The organism is Pseudomonas sp. BAY1663, from assembly GCF_000582595.1.
Lineage (GTDB): Bacteria > Pseudomonadota > Gammaproteobacteria > Pseudomonadales > Pseudomonadaceae > Stutzerimonas > Stutzerimonas stutzeri_AF.
Map to the genome: position 1 here is coordinate 52576 of NZ_AZSV01000001.1, position 16012 is coordinate 68587.

Sequence of the window (16012 nt, forward strand, 5' to 3'; positions counted from 1 at the left end):
GCCGGCAAGGACTCGGCGTCCCCCGGGCTACACGATCAAGGTGCGGGCTTTGAAGCTGAGGTCTGCCAGTTCGTAGGGTGGGCAACGGCGAAGCCTTGCCCACGCGTCTGGTGGGCCTGAATGCGGATTCCCTTTGTGCACCGCCGTAGCCGGCTTGCCGGCGATCATTGGCGGTGCGGCGGATCGCCCGCAAGCAATCAAGGTGCGGGCTTGAAACCGAGGCCTGCGCAGTGCTTGGAGCGCAGCCTACGAATCCGGCGGCGCATCGAAACGCCAACCGACCCTGGATGGTTTATGGTTGTCTGAGTCAACTGACGGTCGATCCATCAACCAACAGCTGATTTTCGCAACAGGAGTAAGGCATGCACCCGCGAGTTCTGGAAGTCACCGAGCGCCTGGTCGAGCGCAGCCGCAAGACCCGTGAGCGCTACCTGGCGATGATGGCCGCCGCGGCCAGCGAAGGCCCGCAGCGAGGCAAGCTGCAATGCGCCAACTTCGCCCATGGCGTCGCCGGTTGCACCTCGGGGCAGGACAAGCAGCGCCTGCGCCTGATGAACGAGGCCAATGTCGCCATCGTCTCGGCCTACAACGACATGCTTTCGGCGCACCAGCTACGAGCATTTCCCCGAACTGATCAAGCAGGCGCTGCGCGAGATCGGCTCGGTGGGCCAGTTCGCCGGCGGCGTGCCGGCCATGTGCGACGGCGTGACCCAGGGCGAGGCGGGCATGGAGATGAGCCTGGCCAGCCGCGAAGTGATCGCCATGAGCACTGCGGTGGCGCTGTCGCACAACATGTTCGACGCCGCGTTGATGCTCGGCATCTGCGACAAGATCGTCCCCGGCCTGATGATCGGCGCGCTACGCTTCGGCCACCTGCCGACGGTCTTCGTGCCGGGCGGGCCGATGCCGTCGGGTATCCCCAACAAGGAAAAGGCCGAGGTGCGCCAGCGCTATGCCGAGGGCAAGGCCAGCCGCGAGGAGCTGTTGGAATCGGAGATGAAGTCCTACCACAGCCCCGGCACCTGCACCTTCTACGGCACCGCCAACACCAACCAGGTGGTGATGGAGATCATGGGCCTGCACCTGCCGGGCGCCTCCTTCGTCAATCCCTATACCCCCCTGCGCGACGCCCTGACCCGCGAGGCGGCGCGACAGGTGACCCGGTTGACCGCGCAAGCCGGCAACTACATGCCGCTGTGCCGGATCGTCGACGAGAAAGCCATCGTCAATTCCGTGGTCGCGCTCAACGCCACCGGCGGCTCGACCAACCATACCCTGCACATTCCGGCCTTCGCCCGCGCCGCCGGTATCCAGCTGACCTGGCAGGACATGGCCGATCTTTCCGGAGTGGTACCGACGCTGGCCAAGGTCTATCCCAACGGCCAGGCCGACGTGAATCATTTCCATGCCTGCGGCGGCGTGCCGTTCATGGTGCGAACCCTGCTCGACGCCGGGCTGCTGCACGAGGACGTGCATACCGTGGCTGGCAAGGGCCTGCGGCGCTACATCCAGGAGCCGTTCCTCGATGGCGACAAGCTGGCCTGGCGCGACGGCCCGCTGCAGAGCCTCGACGAGAGCATCCTGCGCCCGGTCGAGCGACCGTTTTCTCCAGAGGGTGGCCTGCGGCTGCTGGAGGGCAACCTGGGCCGCGGCGTGACCAAGGTGTCCGCCGTGGCGCCCGAGCACCGCGTGGTCGAGGCGCCGGCGCGGGTGTTCGTCGACCAGGGCGAACTGGCGGCGGCCTTCAAGGCCGGCGAACTGGAGCGCGATTTCGTCGCCGTGGTGCGTTTCCAGGGGCCGAAGGCCAACGGCATGCCGGAGTTGCACAAGCTCACGCCGTTCCTCGGGGTGCTGCAGGATCGCGGGTACAAGGTGGCGCTGGTCACCGATGGGCGCATGTCCGGGGCGTCGGGCAAGGTCCCGGCGGCGATCCACGTCTGCCCCGAGGCGCTCGATGGCGGGCCGCTGGCGCGGGTGCGCGACGGCGACATCATCCGGGTCGACGGCGAAACCGGCGAGCTCATGGCGCTGGTGGATCAGGCCGTGTGGGACGCGCGGGAGCCGACCGGTCGTCCCGCGGATCTGGGCATCGGTTGCGGCCGCGAGCTGTTCGCTTCATGCGCGCGGCGTTCAGCAGTGCCGAGCGGGGCGCCAGCGCCTTCACCGAAAGCCTGGAGGCACTCGAGTGAAGACGGCCCTGGTCGGCGACATCGGCGGGACCAATGCGCGTTTCGCTCTCTGGCGCGACCAGTGTCTCGAGCAGATCCGCGTGCTGCGCACGGCGGAGCATGCCAGCCCCGAGCTGGCGATCCTGGCCTATCTGGGCGAGATCGACCAGCCGCTGGAAACGATCGATGCGGTGTGCCTGGCCTGCGCCGGGCCGGTGAGCGGCGACAGCTTCCGCTTCACCAACAACCACTGGCGTCTGAGCCGCAAGGCGTTCTGCCAGGCGCTGGGATTGAGCGAGCTGCTGCTGATCAACGACTTCGCCGCCATGGCGCTGGGCATGACGCGCCTGCGCGAGAACGAGCGCATCACGGTCTGCGCGGGTGAGTCCGAGCCGGGCCGACCGCGTCTGGTCATCGGCCCCGGTACCGGGCTCGGGGTTGCCGGTCTGCTGCCGCTGAAAGGTGGCGGCTGGCGTGCATTGCCGGGGGAGGGCGGACATGTCTGCCTGCCGGTCGGAAGCGAGCGCGAGGCGGCGATCTGGGCACACCTGCACGCTGCGCTCGGCCATGTGAATGCCGAGGCGGTGCTCAGCGGGCCGGGGCTGCTGGCGCTGTATCGGACCTGCTGTGCGCTGGACGGGCGCGAGGCGTCGCTCGATTCGCCGGCAGGCATCAGCGCCGCCGCGCTTGCCGGCGATACTTATGCGGTGGACGTGCTGCAGCAGTTCTGCCGCTGGCTGGGGCGCATCGCCGGCGATAGCGTGCTGACGCTGGGTGCGCGCGGTGGCGTCTATATCGCCGGCGGCATGGTGCCGCGCTTCGCCGAGTTCTTCCTGCGTAGCGATTTCACGCGGAGCCTGCGGGACAAGGGGCGCATGAGCGCTTATTTCGATGGCTTGCCGGTATGGCTGGTGACCGCGGCTTACCCCGGGTTGGAAGGTGCCGGCGTGGCGCTGCAGGCGCTGCGCGAGGATACCTAGCGCTCGAGCGTTGGGCTTCGCTGCGCTCAGCGCCAACCTGCCTTCAGCGCCGACCTGCCGTGCGAGGCATGGGACTCAGCGCGTCGCCATCCAGATCAGCAGGCCGGCCTGGAACAGCGCCAGGGCGATCAGGCAGGCGATGGTGAAGCGCAGGGCGCCGTCTTCGCGGCGGAAGCGGCTGACACGCTCCTGAAGATCCCGAATCTCGTTTTCCTGCACCTGCAGGTTGCGATCGGCCTGTTCGAGCATCGCTGCGGCATCCAGCAGTTCGACGATCTGCACCTTTTCACTGTTCCAGTCCGAGCGCAGGGCGCTGACGCGCGGCGCGCCGTAGGTGGCCTTGAGCTGCTGCGGCTGGGGATAGTCGACATCGAAGCCCTGGGTACGCAGGCAGTGATCGCGACGCAAGCGGTATTCATCGCTGGGCACGTCCTTGGGCAGCGAGCCGCCTTCGACCAGGTAGTGGGCCCAGCGTTTCTGCGCCCAGGCGGCGCCCTGGGCGAGCAGGAAACGGCCGAGCCCGCGATTGCCGAGGGTGACGCGCAGGCCCGAGTCCGGACCGAAACGCACTTCCTTGGCGCGGTGGTCGGCCCAGACTTCCAGCACGTCGTGCTTGCGCGAGCGCACCTGGCCGGGAACGTTGATGAACAGGCGCAGCAGGCTCTGCTCGGGCGTGTGCCGCTCGACCTGGGCGAATTCGACGAAACGCAACGGACGCGGGCCGCCGTCACGCTCGGTGGGCAACGGCGCCAGGCGCAGCAGGCGGAAACGGTCGGGCATCAGTTCGGCCCACGGGTGCTGCGGCGGTACGGCTGGGGCGTTATCGGTGGTCTGGGTATCGGTCATCTGCGCATTCCTTGGCCAGCGCGCCGGCTCGCTCAGGAGCCGTATCGGAGCCATTGTCCTGCGGGCTATCGGCTGCACGGCGCTTAACTGGAGGCTGGCAGGATGCCATTATCGTGCAGGAATGTGCGGATATGTTCGAGCAGGGCCCGGGCGATCGGCAGGTCCGGGTCGTCGTAGGAGGCCAGTTGCCGGCCAGCGATCGGCGGGACGATACGCAGCACATGGTTCATTCCCTCGATCAGCGCCAGTCGGGCGTCCGGCTTGGCACGTCCGAGCGCCTGCGCGTCCTCGATGCCGACCTGGATGTCATTGCGGCCCTGGACGATCAGCGCCGGCACCTCGACCGATGCGAAGGCGGCCAGCGGGTCCTGCGCGAACAGCGAAATGAGATACGGCTGCACGCTGGGCCGGAACAGCACCTGCAATGGCTCGGGGACCGCTTCGTGGACGCGCCCGGCCTTGAGTTCATCGATCAGGTAATGGCTGCTGGCGAGCAGCGCGGGCGGCAGGCGGCCCTGCAACTGTTCGCGCAGGACCTCATCGATGGGGCGGCCGCTGCCGGCGATGCTGATCAATGCCGCGGCTCCGGCGCGCGGGGCGGCGAGGCTGGCGATCAGTGCCCCCTCGCTGTGGCCGACGAGGATCAGTTCGGTGAAACGCGGGTCGCCCCGCAGCTTGGCGCTCCAGGCCAGCGCGTCGCCGACATAGGCCTCGACGCTGAGGTCGCGCTCGTCCGGCGCGGCGGCCAGGCTGGCGCCGACGCCGCGCTTGTCGTAGCGCAGGCTGGCCACGCCCAGTTTCGCCAAGCCCTGGGCCAGGCGCCGGAGGCTGTCATTGCGCTGCGGGATTGTTGCCGTTGCGGTCGGTGGGGCCGGAACCGGCGATCAGCAGCGCCACCGGCAGCGGCTGCCCGCTTTTGGGCAGCAGCAGGCTGCCCTGCAGCACGCCGTTGCCGGTGTCCAGCGAGAGGGTCTGGTTGAGCAGCGTCTGGGCCGGGGCGAGCGGAGCGAGCATGGCGAGTAGTGAAAGCAGCAGGAGGCGCATGGGCGAGGAGTCGAAAAAACGCAACGAAGCGGATTGGATGCAATGGCCGCGATAAGGTTCGCCAGTATGCGTGCCCATGGCAGGCGATGAAACCCGCCTCGGCTCAGGTATACTGCCGGGCCCTGTTTTTAGGTCGATCGCGGAGCGCCCTGCATGTCCGGCAATACCTACGGCAAGCTGTTCACCGTCACCACCGCTGGCGAAAGCCATGGCCCGGCACTGGTGGCCATCGTCGACGGCTGCCCACCGGGGCTGGAACTGTCGCTGGCGGACCTGCAGCGCGACCTCGACCGCCGCAAGCCGGGCACCAGCCGCCATACCACCCAGCGCCAGGAAGCCGATGAGGTGGAAATCCTCTCCGGCGTGTTCGAGGGCCGCACCACCGGCTGCCCGATCGGCCTGCTGATCCGCAACACCGACCAGAAGTCCAAGGACTACTCGGCGATCAAGGACCTGTTCCGCCCGGCCCATGCCGACTACAGCTACCACCACAAGTACGGCATCCGCGACTACCGCGGCGGTGGCCGCAGCTCGGCGCGCGAGACCGCCATGCGCGTGGCGGCCGGCGCCATCGCCAAGAAGTACCTGGCTAGCCAGGGCATCGTGATTCGCGGCTACATGAGCCGGCTCGGCCCCATCGAGATTCCGTTCAAGAGCTGGGATTCGGTCGAGCAGAATGCCTTCTTCAGCTCCGATCCGGATAAAGTCCCCGAGCTGGAGGCCTATATGGACCAGCTGCGCCGCGACCAGGATTCGGTCGGCGCGAAGATCACCGTGGTCGCCGAAGGGGTGATGCCGGGCCTCGGCGAGCCGATCTTCGACCGCCTCGACGCGGAACTCGCCCATGCGCTGATGAGCATCAACGCGGTCAAGGGCGTGGAGATCGGCGCCGGCTTCGCCAGCATCAGTCAGCGTGGCACCGAGCATCGCGACGAGCTGACCCCGGAGGCTTCCTCTCCAACAACGCCGGTGGCATCCTCGGCGGGATCTCCTCCGGCCAGCCGGTCGTCGCCCACCTGGCGCTCAAGCCGACCTCCAGCATCACCACCCCGGGGCGTTCCATCGACGTCGACGGCAACCCGGTGGAGGTCATCACCAAGGGCCGCCACGACCCTTGCGTGGGTATCCGTGCCACGCCGATCGCCGAGGCGATGATGGCCATCGTGCTGATGGACCACCTGCTGCGCCACCGCGCGCAGAACGCCGCGGTACGCGTGAGCACGCCGGTGTTGGGGCAACGATGAGCTTGAAGCCGTAGGTTGGGTTGAGCGCAGCGAAGCCCAACCTACCAGATGCTTCTGCTTGCCGCTTATGACTGCATCCGTCCCGTACTGGCGCCTCTCCGGCTTCTACTTCTTCTATTTCGCCCTGCTGGGGGCGACCGCGCCGTTTCTCGGGCTGTATTTCGAGCATCTGGGTTTTTCCCCGGCGCGTATCGGCGAGCTGATCGCGATTCCCATGCTGATGCGCTGCCTCGCGCCCAATCTCTGGGGCTGGCTCGGCGACGTCACCGGGCGGCGGCTGCAGATCGTCCGGCTCGGTGCGCTGTGCACGTTGCTGTCGTTCGCGCTGATCTTCTTCGACAAGAGCTTCGCCTGGCTGGCGCTGGTGATGGCCCTGCACGCATTCTTCTGGCACGCGGTACTGCCGCAGTTCGAGGTGATCACCCTGGCGCACCTGCACGAGCAGGCCGCGCGCTACAGCCGGATCCGGCTATGGGGCAGCATCGGCTTCATCGGGACGGTGGTCGGCCTGGGGCAATCGTTCCAGCATCTGAGCCTGGACCTGTATCCGCTGGCGGTGGTCGCGGTGATGGTCGGTATCGTCGCCGGCAGCCTCTGGGTACCAATGCCCAGCCTCGGCAGCGTCCCGAAGCGCAGGGGCAGGGGGGCTTCCTCGCCCAGCTGCGCCGGCCCGGGGTGCTGGCCTTCTACGGCTGCGTGGCGCTGATGCAGTTGTCCCACGGCCCGTACTACACCTTCCTCAGCATCCATCTGGAGGCGCTGGGCTATGCCCGCGGCACCATCGGCTTGATGTGGGCGCTGGGGGTGGTGGCGGAGGTGCTGCTGTTCCTGGCGATGGCGCGCTTGCTCGAACATTTCTCGCTGCGTCGGGTGCTGGTCGCCAGTTTTCTGATCGCTGCCCTGCGCTGGCTGCTGCTGGGCAGCCTGGCCGATCACCTGGCGGTGCTGCTGCTCGCCCAGGTGATGCACGCCGCCACCTTCGGCAGCTTCCATGCCACGGCCATCCATTTCGTCCAACGCAGCTTCGGCCACCGCCAGCAGGGCCAGGGCCAGGCGCTGTACGCCAGCCTGTCCGGCATCGGTGGAGCCCTGGGCGCGTTGTACGCGGGCTACAGCTGGAACAGCCTGGGGCCGGGCTGGACCTTCGCCATCGCCAGTCTGGCGGCGCTGGCCGCAGCCGTTATCATTGCTTTCCGTTTGCAGGAGAACCGGGCATGACCGCCATGCGTGAACACCTGGTCCAGGCGATCATCGACGCCGGGCGATTTCTCTACGGGCGTGGCTGGTCGCCGGCCACCAGCAGCAATTATTCGGCACGGCTGACCAGCGCGAGGTGCTGCTGACCGTATCCGGCAGGCACAAGGGCCAGTTGGCGTCGGGCGACCTGCTCGCCGTGGACATGGCCGGCAACAGCCTGGAAGAGGGCAAGCAGCCTTCCGCCGAAACCCTGCTGCATACCCAGCTGTATCGCTGGAAGCCGGAAATCGGCGCGGTGCTGCATACTCATTCGGTCAACGCCACGGTGCTTTCGCGCCTGGCGCTGGGCGATTCGCTGGTGTTCGCCGACTACGAGCTGCAGAAGGCCTTCAGCGGCATCTCGAGCCACGAATCGCAGGTGCTGGTGCCGATTTTCGATAACGACCAGGACATCGCCCGGCTGGCGGCCAGGGTCCAGCCCTGGCTGGACGCGCATCCCGACTGCGTCGGCTACCTGATACGCGGCCATGGCCTGTATACCTGGGGCGAGAAGATGAGCGACGCGCTGCGCCAGGTCGAGGCCTTCGAGTTCCTCTTCGATTGCGAGCTGAAGCTGCGCATGCTGCAGGCCCGCTGATCCCGTCCATCAACCCCTTCCAACGAGAAAGCCAAGATGAGTGTCCTCAGCGTCTATCACGAAAACAGCCCGGAGCAGCCGCTCAAGGTGCTGACCCATATCGAAGACATCGCCGCGACCCTGGGCGAAGTCGGCGTGCAACTCGAACGCTGGGAAGCCAGCGCGCCGATCGCCGCTGGTGCCGGCCAGGAAGAGGTGCTCGCCGCCTACCGCCCGCAGATCGACAAGCTGATGAGCGAGCGCGGCTACGTCACCGTCGACGTCATCAGCCTGACCGACGACCATCCGCAGAAGGCCGAGCTGCGTGCCAAGTTCCTCGACGAGCATCGCCACGCCGAGGACGAGGTGCGTTTCTTCGTCGCCGGGCGCGGTCTGTTCACCCTGCACATCGAGGACATGGTCTACGCCGTGCTCTGCGAGAAGAACGACCTGATCTCGGTGCCGGCCGGTACCCGCCACTGGTTCGACATGGGCGAGAACCCGCACTTCGTCGCCATCCGCCTGTTCAACAACCCGGAAGGCTGGGTCGCCCAGTTCACCGGCGACGACATTGCCAGCCGCTTCCCGCGCCTGGAGGACTGAGATGCCGGTCAAGGCCATCCTCACCGACATCGAGGGCACCACCAGCGCGGTCAGCTTCGTCTTCGACGTGCTGTTCCCCTATGCCCGCGAGCACCTGCCGGCCTTCCTCCGCGAACATGCCGGCGAGCCGGCGGTGGCGGCGCAGATCGCAGCGGTGCGCGAAGAGGCCGGTGAGCCTGCGGCGGAGCTGGAACGGGTGATCGAGATCCTGCTCGGCTGGATCGCCAGCGACCGCAAGGCCACCTCGCTCAAGGTGCTGCAGGGCATGGTCTGGGCCCAAGGCTACCGGGCCGGGCAGCTCAAGGGGCACGTCTATCCGGATGCGGTGGCGGCGCTGCAACGCTGGAAGCAGGAAGGCTATGGGCTTTACGTCTATTCCTCCGGCTCGATCCAGGCGCAGAAGCTGATCTTCGGCTGCTCCGAGGCCGGCGACCTGACGCCGCTGTTCTGCGGCTATTTCGACACCACCTCGGGGCACAAGCGCGCGGCCGATTCCTATCGGCGCATCGCCGCGGCCATCGGCCTGCCGGCCGAAGCGGTGCTGTTTCTCTCCGATGTGCTCGAGGAGCTGGATGCCGCGCAGCAGGCCGGCATGCGGACCTGCGGCCTGGCGCGCGAGGGCGGCGTGCTGGGCGCGCACGAGACGGTCGCCAGCTTCGCCCTGATCGATCCGGCGCGCGTCTGAGCGGAGGGCGAAGAGCAGGTCAGTGAACCCTGCCGCTGTGCTGGCATCCTAGGTTAAGTACCCACCCTACAGGAGCGTACCCATGTCGGATGCCTTCGGCGGTCTTTTCAGCCTGCTCATCCTGATCCTGGATATCTGGGCGATCATCAGCGTCGTGCGCAGCGACAGCGCCACCGGCAAGAAGGTGCTCTGGGTGTTGCTGATCATCATCCTGCCGGTCGTCGGCCTGATCATCTGGGGCATCATGGGGCCGCGCGGCAACCGCCCCGATCAGCGCGGTCTGTGAGCGCTGCGGCATGGACAGCCTGAGCGGGCCGCTGGCCCTGGTGGTACTGGTGCTGGATGTGCTGGCCATCGCGCACGTCTGGTTCGGCCATATCGAAATCGGCCGCAAGGTGATCTGGAGCCTGGTCATCATGCTGCTGCCGGTGGTCGGGTTGATCATGTGGGCGGTGGCGGCCGGGCCGTTCGGCAAGGCGCGGTTGTGAATCATGCGTGGCAGCGGCCTGGTGCTCACCATGCTGCTGCTCGTCGCCGGGCAGGTGCAGGCGAGTGATGACGAAGCCTGGCAGGCGCTGCGCGAAGGTCGAGCGTTGCTGCTCCTGCGCCACGCCAACGCGCCGGGGCTGGGCGATCCGCCTGGCTTCATCCTCGATGACTGCAGTACCCAACGCAACCTCGATGAGCATGGCAGAGCGCAGGGCCGACGCTGGGGCGAACTGCTGCGCGATAGAGGCCTGAGCAGGGTGAGGTTGCTGAGCAGCCGCTGGTGCCGGGCACTGGATACCGCGCATCAGATGGCACTCGCTCCGGTCGAGCAGTTGCCCGCGCTGGATTCGTTCTTCGCCTCGCCGGCCAGCGAGCGGCGACAGACCGCCGCGCTGCGAGAAGCTCTGGCGGAACTGGATCCCGGCGAGGTGGCAGTGCTGGTTACTCATCAGGTCAATATCACAGCGCTTACCGGCGTCTCTCCACAGTCGGGTGAGGGGCTGATCCTGGCGCGACCGCTGGCGGTGCCGCCGCGGATCCTTGCCCGCGTCCCACCGCCATAGATGTGCGCCATGGGTGATCAACCGCCCTTGGCGTAGTTGTCCCAGATATGGATCGCCGCGTAGGCGCGCCAGGGGCGCCAGGATTCGGCACGCAACGTCAGGGCCTTGGCCGTCAGGCCATCCAGCCCCCACAGCGGGGCCTTGAGCAGGCCCAGATCCGCGGCGGGAAAGGCGTCCGCCTCGCCGAAACCGCGCAGCGCGATGTATTCGGCCGTCCACGGGCCGATGCCCGGCAGTTCGCACAGGCGCCGGACCAGTGCGTCGGCGCCGTCCTCGACATGCAATTGCAGCGCGCCTTCGGCCACCGCCGCGGCGAGGCGGCGCAGCGCCTGTGCGCGTCGGGTGGGCATGCCGATGTTCTCCAGCGGGTCGTCGGCGATCGCCTGGGGTGTGGGGAACAGCAGATGCAGCCCGGGCGGGGCGTCCGCCAGCGGCTCGCCGAGGCGTTCCAGCAGGCGCCGGGTGATGGTCACCGCCGCCTTGACCGTCACCTGCTGGCCGACCACCGCGCGCACCGCCTGCTCGAACGGATCGTAGGCCGCCGGCAGGCGCAGCCCGGGACGGGCGGCGGCCAATGGCCCCAGCAGCGGATCGGCGGCGAAATGCCCGGCGATGGCCTGCGGATCGGCATCGAGATCGAACATCTTGCGCACCTTGCCGACCAGCACTTGCTGGCTCGGCAGCAGCGAATCGCTGAGGGTCAGTTCCAGCGCCGGGCGATCGGCCAGCGGCCGTACACTGAGCCAGCCGCTGGCAGCGCCCAGGCGCAGGCTGCGGCTATAGCGTTCAGCCTCCAGTCGCTCGATGCCGGGAAGCAGGCGCAGGGCGAAATGGCGGTGGAACTGTTGCCAGTCCCAGGGTTCGAGGTAGGGCAGGTGCAAGGATTCGGTCATGTGCAGATCCTAGGGTCTGTTGCCGTTTCGTCGCGAGCCGCGTTGCTGCGTCAAATGGCGCCAGGCAAGGCGCGGGACGCAGGCAATGGTCGCTCCCTTGCCAAGTCCCGCAACGCCGCATGGCGCCATTTGACGCGCAACCCGAAGGGCCGGGCCCGTTTTGCGCGGCGCTGTGTTATTCGTCGTTCATTTGGAATGACCAAACTTCTCTCCTCATGCCTTGCTCCGCGCAAAACGGGCTCCGGCGCGGCCGCGAACGAAATGGCAACAGACCCTAGCGTCTGGGCTGCGGCTTGTCGCCCCAAAGTGTGCTTTCAAACCCGCGTGGTTCCCCCTGTAACACCGGCCAACGTAGAATGCGCGTCCTTTTCCATGGGTGGCCAACAGGCGCTACCCGTCACGCCAGCCAGCTACCAGGCCGTTGAATTCCCTGTGTTTTCGGCTGCCTGCCAAGGGAGACTCCCTATGAGCGACTATCAGGAAACTCTCTACGAGGGATACGGCCAGCGGTTCCGGATGGACAAGCTGCTGCACGAAGTGCGTACCGAGCACCAGCACCTGGTGATCTTCGAGAACGCCCGCATGGGCCGCGTAATGGCGCTCGATGGCGTGATCCAGACCACCGAGGCCGACGAATTCATCTACCACGAGATGCTCGCCCACGTGCCGATACTCGCCCACGGGCTGGCGCGCCGCGTGCTGATCATCGGCGGCGGTGACGGCGGCATTCTGCGCGAGGTCGCGCGTCATCGCGACATCGAGCGCATCACCATGGTCGAGATCGACGGCACCGTGGTGGAGATGTGCAAGACCTTCCTGCCGAACCATTCCGCCGGCGCCTTCGAGGACCCGCGGCTGAACCTGGTGATCGGCGATGGCATGCACTTCGTCGCCACCACCGAGGAGACGTTCGACGTCATCATCTCCGACTCCACCGACCCCATCGGCCCGGCCGAGGTGCTGTTCTCGGAGAACTTCTACCAGGCCTGCCGCCGCTGCCTGAACGAGGATGGCATCCTGGTCGCCCAGAACGGCACGCCGTTCATGCAGCTCGGCGAGGTGCAGACCACCGCCAGGCGCATGCACGGGCTGTTCGCCGACTGGCATTTCTACCAGGCCGCGGTGCCGACCTATATCGGCGGCGCCATGGCCTTCGCCTGGGGCGCCTGCAATGCCGAGAGCCGCAAGCTGCCGCTGGAAACCCTGCTGCAGCGCTTCGCCGGCAGCGGCATCGTCACCCGCTACTACAACCCGCACGTACACCTGGGCGCGTTCGCGCTGCCGCAGTACGTGCTGCAGGCGATCAACAAGCCGAGCAACGATTGATCCGTTCGTGATGGGCGTCTCATAACGGGGCACCCACAGGATCCAGCTCATGCGGCCCGCCCGGAAACGGTGCGGGCCGCTTTCGTTCCATCTCCAATTCCTTGTTCTACAAGGGGTATTCGGCGTGGCGCGAGCTTTGCACTGTCGTTGGGCAGGTTACTGTCCGAGGGCTCCGCATGGACCGCGTTTTCTACGATGAGATGCACGACGCGCACGGCGCATGCCGCCCGCACTACCGGGCCTTCTCGGCCTGGCTTTCCGATACGCCGGCCGAGGTGCTGGCGCAACGCCGGCGCGAGGCGGATCTGCTGTTCCACCGCGCCGGTATCACCTTCACCCTGTATGGCGACGAGCAGGGCACCGAACGCCTGATCCCGTTCGACACCATTCCGCGCTCCATCCCGATGAGCGAATGGCGCACCGTGGAGCGCGGCTGCATCCAGCGGGTACAGGCGCTCAACCTGTTCCTCGCCGATCTCTACCACGAGCAGCGCATCCTCAAGGCCGGGGTCATCCCGCCGGAGCAGGTGCTGGCCAACGAGGGCTACCAGCCGGCGATGCAGGGGCTGGACCTGCATCGCGACACCTATGCGCACATCGCCGGGGTCGACCTGGTGCGCGACGGCGACGGCACCTACTACGTGCTCGAGGACAACCTGCGCACGCCCAGTGGCGTCAGCTACATGCTCGAGGACCGCAAGATGATGATGCGGCTGTTCCCCGAGCTGTTCGCCGCGCAGCGCATCGCGCCGATCAATCATTACCCCAACCTGTTGCTGGAAACGCTCAAGCATTCCAGCCCGCTGGACAATCCCTGCGTGGTGGTGATGACGCCCGGGCGCTTCAACAGCGCCTTCTTCGAGCATGCCTTTCTCGCCCGCGAGATGGGCGTGGAACTGGTCGAGGGGGCGGACCTGTTCGTGCGCGACGAGCGCGTCTACATGCGCACCACCGCCGGCGCGCGCCAGGTCGACGTGATCTACCGCCGGCTCGACGACGCCTTCCTCGACCCGCTGGCGTTCAACCCCGATTCGGCGCTGGGCGTGCCGGGCCTGCTGTCGGCCTATCGCGCGGGCAACCTGATACTGGCCAACGCCATCGGCACCGGGGTGGCCGACGACAAGTCGATCTATCCGTTCGTGCCGGACATGATCCGCTTCTACCTGGACGAGGAGCCGATCCTCGCCAACGTGCCGACCTGGCAATGCCGCAAGCCGGAGGAACTGTCCCACGTGCTGGCGCACCTGCCGCAGCTGGTGGTCAAGGAAACCCAGGGCTCCGGCGGCTACGGCATGCTGGTCGGGCCGGCGGCCAGCGCGCAGGAGATCGAGGCCTTCCGTGCCCGCCTGAAGGCCAATCCCGGCGCCTATATCGCCCAGCCGACCCTGAGCCTGTCGACCTGCCCGACCTTCGTCGAGAACGGCATCGCCCCGCGCCATATCGACCTGCGGCCGTTCGTGCTCAGCGGCCGGGAGACCCGCCTGGTGCCCGGCGGGCTGACCCGCGTGGCGTTGCGCGAAGGCTCGCTGGTGGTCAACTCGTCGCAGGGCGGCGGCACCAAGGACACCTGGATCGTGGAGGAGTGCTGAATGCTGAGTAGAACCGCGGCCGATCTGTACTGGATGTCCCGCTACCTGGAACGCGCCGAGAACATGGCGCGCATGCTGGACGTCAGCTATTCGCTGTCGCTGATGCCGCAGGACGGCCGTGGCGATGGCCTGGACGAACTGGCCATGCCGCTGCTGATCACCGGCACGCTGGACGATTACCTGGCGTGCCACGGCCAGCTCAACGCCGAGCGCATGCTGCACTTCTTCGCCCTCGACGAAGGCAACCCGGCGAGCCTGTTCAACTGCCTGCGCCTGGCACGCAGCAACGCCCATGCCGTGCGCGGGCGCATCACCTCGGACATGTGGGAGAACATCAACGCGGCCTGGCTGGAGATGCGCGGCATCGCCGAACAGGGCCTGGGGCGCTATGGCATCAGCCGTTTCTGCGAATGGGTCAAGGAGCGTTCGCACCTGTTCCGCGGCGCCACCGTCGGCACCATCATGCGCAGCGACGCCTACCGCTTCATCCGCCTGGGTACCTTCATCGAACGCGCCGACAACACCCTGCGCCTGCTCGATGCCCGCCACGAACTGCTCGGCGAGGAAAGCGAGAACCTCGACGACCGCTCGGCGCGCGCCTACTACCAGTGGAGCGCGCTGCTGCGGGCGCTGTCCTCGTTCGAGGCGTTCGCCGAGATCTACCGCGGTTCGCCGCGCACCGCTAAGGTCGCCGAGCTGCTGCTGTTGCGCGCCGACGTGCCGCGCTCGCTGCGCGCCTGCCTGGTGGAACTGCAATCGATCCTCGCCAGCCTGCCGGGGGACAACGGTCGCCCGGCGCAACGCCTGGCCTCCGAGCTGGAAGCCGGCCTGCGCTACACCAGCATCGACGAAGTGCTGGAAATCGGCCTGCACGACTGGATCACCGCCTACGTCGAGCAGGTCGGTCGGCTGGGCAACGCCATTCATTCTTCCTACCTGGAGGCCGCATGAAGCTATCCATCAGCCACGACACCAGCTACCGCTACCAGGACCAGGTGCGCGCGAGCATCCAGTACCTGCGCCTGACGCCCCAGCAGAGCCAGCGCCAGCGCGTGTTCAGCTGGGAACTGGCGCTGCCGCGGCCGGCGCGGGCGCAGCGCGATCCCTACGGCAACGTGCTGCACGTGCTGACCCTGGACGAGCCGCACGACGAGATCGTCATCCGCGCCCGTGGCCAGGTGGAAATCGACGAAACCTGCGAATGCGAGGCCGAGGACGGCTCGCCGTTGCCGTTCCTGCGCGCCAGCCCGCTGACCCAGGCCGACGATGCCCTGGCCGAGTTCGCCCGCCGCCAGTGTGGCAGCCGCCGCGAGCGCGACGGCCTGGCCGAGCTGATGCACGCGCTGGCCGACCACATGCTCTACACCCCAGGCGCGACCCAGGTGGAAAGCACCGCGGCGCAGGCCTTCGCCGGTGGCGCCGGGGTCTGCCAGGACCACAGTCATGCCTTCATCGCCTGCGCCCGTAGCCTGGGGATTCCGGCGCGCTACGTATCCGGCTACCTGCTGACCGACGACAGCGACCATCTGGCCAGCCATGCCTGGGCCGAGGCCTGGATCGACGGGCAGTGGTACAGCTTCGACGTCTCCAACCGGCTGCTGCGCCCGGACCGGCACCTGAAGCTGGCAGTGGGCCTGGATTACCTCGATGCCTGCCCGGTGCGCGGCATGCGCCGCGGTGGCGGCGGCGAATCGATGCATGCGCGGGTGCAGGTCATGCCGATGCAGATGGGCCAGCAATGATCGTGCGCCGCTCCGGCTTGCGACGGG

The 16012-nt window shown here is 67.4% G+C and carries 12 protein-coding genes and 5 pseudogenes; 14 read left to right on the forward strand and 3 right to left on the reverse strand.

From position 1 onward, the window contains the following. The first annotated feature begins 362 nt into the window (after positions 1-362). Positions 363-2189: pseudogene (gene edd, locus BAY1663_RS00255) on the forward strand (phosphogluconate dehydratase). Next, positions 2186-3148 carry a glucokinase gene (locus tag BAY1663_RS00260; protein ID WP_037036904.1) on the forward strand — a complete coding sequence of 321 codons (963 nt, stop codon included), beginning with the start codon at positions 2186-2188 and terminating at the stop codon, positions 3146-3148. Before edd ends, BAY1663_RS00260 begins: the two are co-directional and overlap by 4 nt. 75 nt (positions 3149-3223) lie before the next feature. Here the strand turns inward: BAY1663_RS00260 and BAY1663_RS00265 are convergent, their stop codons facing one another. Together BAY1663_RS00265 and BAY1663_RS00270 are read right to left on the reverse strand one after the other, a co-directional pair. Then, the gene (locus BAY1663_RS00265) at positions 3224-3994 is read right to left on the reverse strand and encodes a hypothetical protein (RefSeq protein WP_037036906.1); all 771 of its coding nucleotides are present in this window, start codon (positions 3992-3994) and stop codon (positions 3224-3226) included. Between the two features lie 83 nt (positions 3995-4077). Beyond that, positions 4078-5038, reverse strand: a pseudogene (locus BAY1663_RS00270) (alpha/beta hydrolase). Positions 5039-5191: 153 nt separating this feature from the next. Here BAY1663_RS00270 and aroC point away from each other — a divergent pair. From aroC to BAY1663_RS00310, 8 genes and pseudogenes are all read left to right on the forward strand, one after another. Beyond that, positions 5192-6282 (forward strand): annotated as a pseudogene (gene aroC / locus BAY1663_RS00275) (chorismate synthase). 67 nt (positions 6283-6349) lie between these two features. Next, positions 6350-7500: pseudogene (locus tag BAY1663_RS00280) on the forward strand (MFS transporter). After that, positions 7497-8116, forward strand: a pseudogene (locus tag BAY1663_RS00285) (methylthioribulose 1-phosphate dehydratase). Before BAY1663_RS00280 ends, BAY1663_RS00285 begins: the two co-directional pseudogenes overlap by 4 nt. A 36-nt stretch (positions 8117-8152) precedes the next feature. After that, a complete protein-coding gene (locus tag BAY1663_RS00290) occupies positions 8153-8698 on the forward strand; it encodes an acireductone dioxygenase (RefSeq protein ID WP_037036909.1) in 546 nt (181 codons plus the stop codon). 1 nt (position 8699) lies between these two features. Beyond that, the gene (mtnC, locus tag BAY1663_RS00295; protein ID WP_037036911.1) at positions 8700-9383 is read left to right on the forward strand and encodes an acireductone synthase; all 684 of its coding nucleotides are present in this window, start codon (positions 8700-8702) and stop codon (positions 9381-9383) included. An 82-nt stretch (positions 9384-9465) separates the two neighbouring features. Continuing rightward, positions 9466-9669, forward strand: a complete 204-nt coding sequence (locus BAY1663_RS00300) for a PLDc N-terminal domain-containing protein (protein WP_037036914.1) — start codon at positions 9466-9468, stop codon at positions 9667-9669. Between the two features lie 10 nt (positions 9670-9679). Beyond that, a complete protein-coding gene (locus tag BAY1663_RS00305) occupies positions 9680-9871 on the forward strand; it encodes a PLDc N-terminal domain-containing protein (protein WP_037036916.1) in 192 nt (63 codons plus the stop codon). 3 nt (positions 9872-9874) lie between these two features. Next, positions 9875-10435 carry a histidine phosphatase family protein gene (locus BAY1663_RS00310; protein WP_037036919.1) on the forward strand — a complete coding sequence of 187 codons (561 nt, stop codon included), beginning with the start codon at positions 9875-9877 and terminating at the stop codon, positions 10433-10435. A gap of 17 nt (positions 10436-10452) precedes the next feature. Here BAY1663_RS00310 and BAY1663_RS00315 read toward each other — a convergent pair whose 3' ends face one another. After that, a complete protein-coding gene (locus BAY1663_RS00315; protein WP_037036922.1) occupies positions 10453-11328 on the reverse strand; it encodes an AlkA N-terminal domain-containing protein in 876 nt (291 codons plus the stop codon). Between the two features lie 465 nt (positions 11329-11793). Between BAY1663_RS00315 and speE the strand changes: the two genes are divergently transcribed. The 4 genes from speE (at position 11794) to BAY1663_RS00335 (ending at position 15985) form a co-directional block, all read left to right on the forward strand. After that, complete coding sequence (gene speE / locus BAY1663_RS00320; protein WP_037036924.1) at positions 11794-12654, forward strand: polyamine aminopropyltransferase; 861 nt, start codon at positions 11794-11796, stop codon at positions 12652-12654. A gap of 176 nt (positions 12655-12830) precedes the next feature. Then, complete coding sequence (locus tag BAY1663_RS00325) at positions 12831-14243, forward strand: circularly permuted type 2 ATP-grasp protein (protein WP_037036927.1); 1413 nt, start codon at positions 12831-12833, stop codon at positions 14241-14243. Beyond that, entirely contained in the window at positions 14244-15194 is a 951-nt protein-coding gene (locus tag BAY1663_RS00330; protein ID WP_037036929.1) for an alpha-E domain-containing protein, read from the forward strand. It abuts the gene before it with no gap. Beyond that, positions 15191-15985, forward strand: a complete 795-nt coding sequence (locus BAY1663_RS00335; RefSeq protein WP_037036930.1) for a transglutaminase family protein — start codon at positions 15191-15193, stop codon at positions 15983-15985. The genes BAY1663_RS00330 and BAY1663_RS00335 overlap by 4 nt, the downstream gene beginning before the upstream one ends. Positions 15986-16012 lie beyond the last annotated feature (27 nt).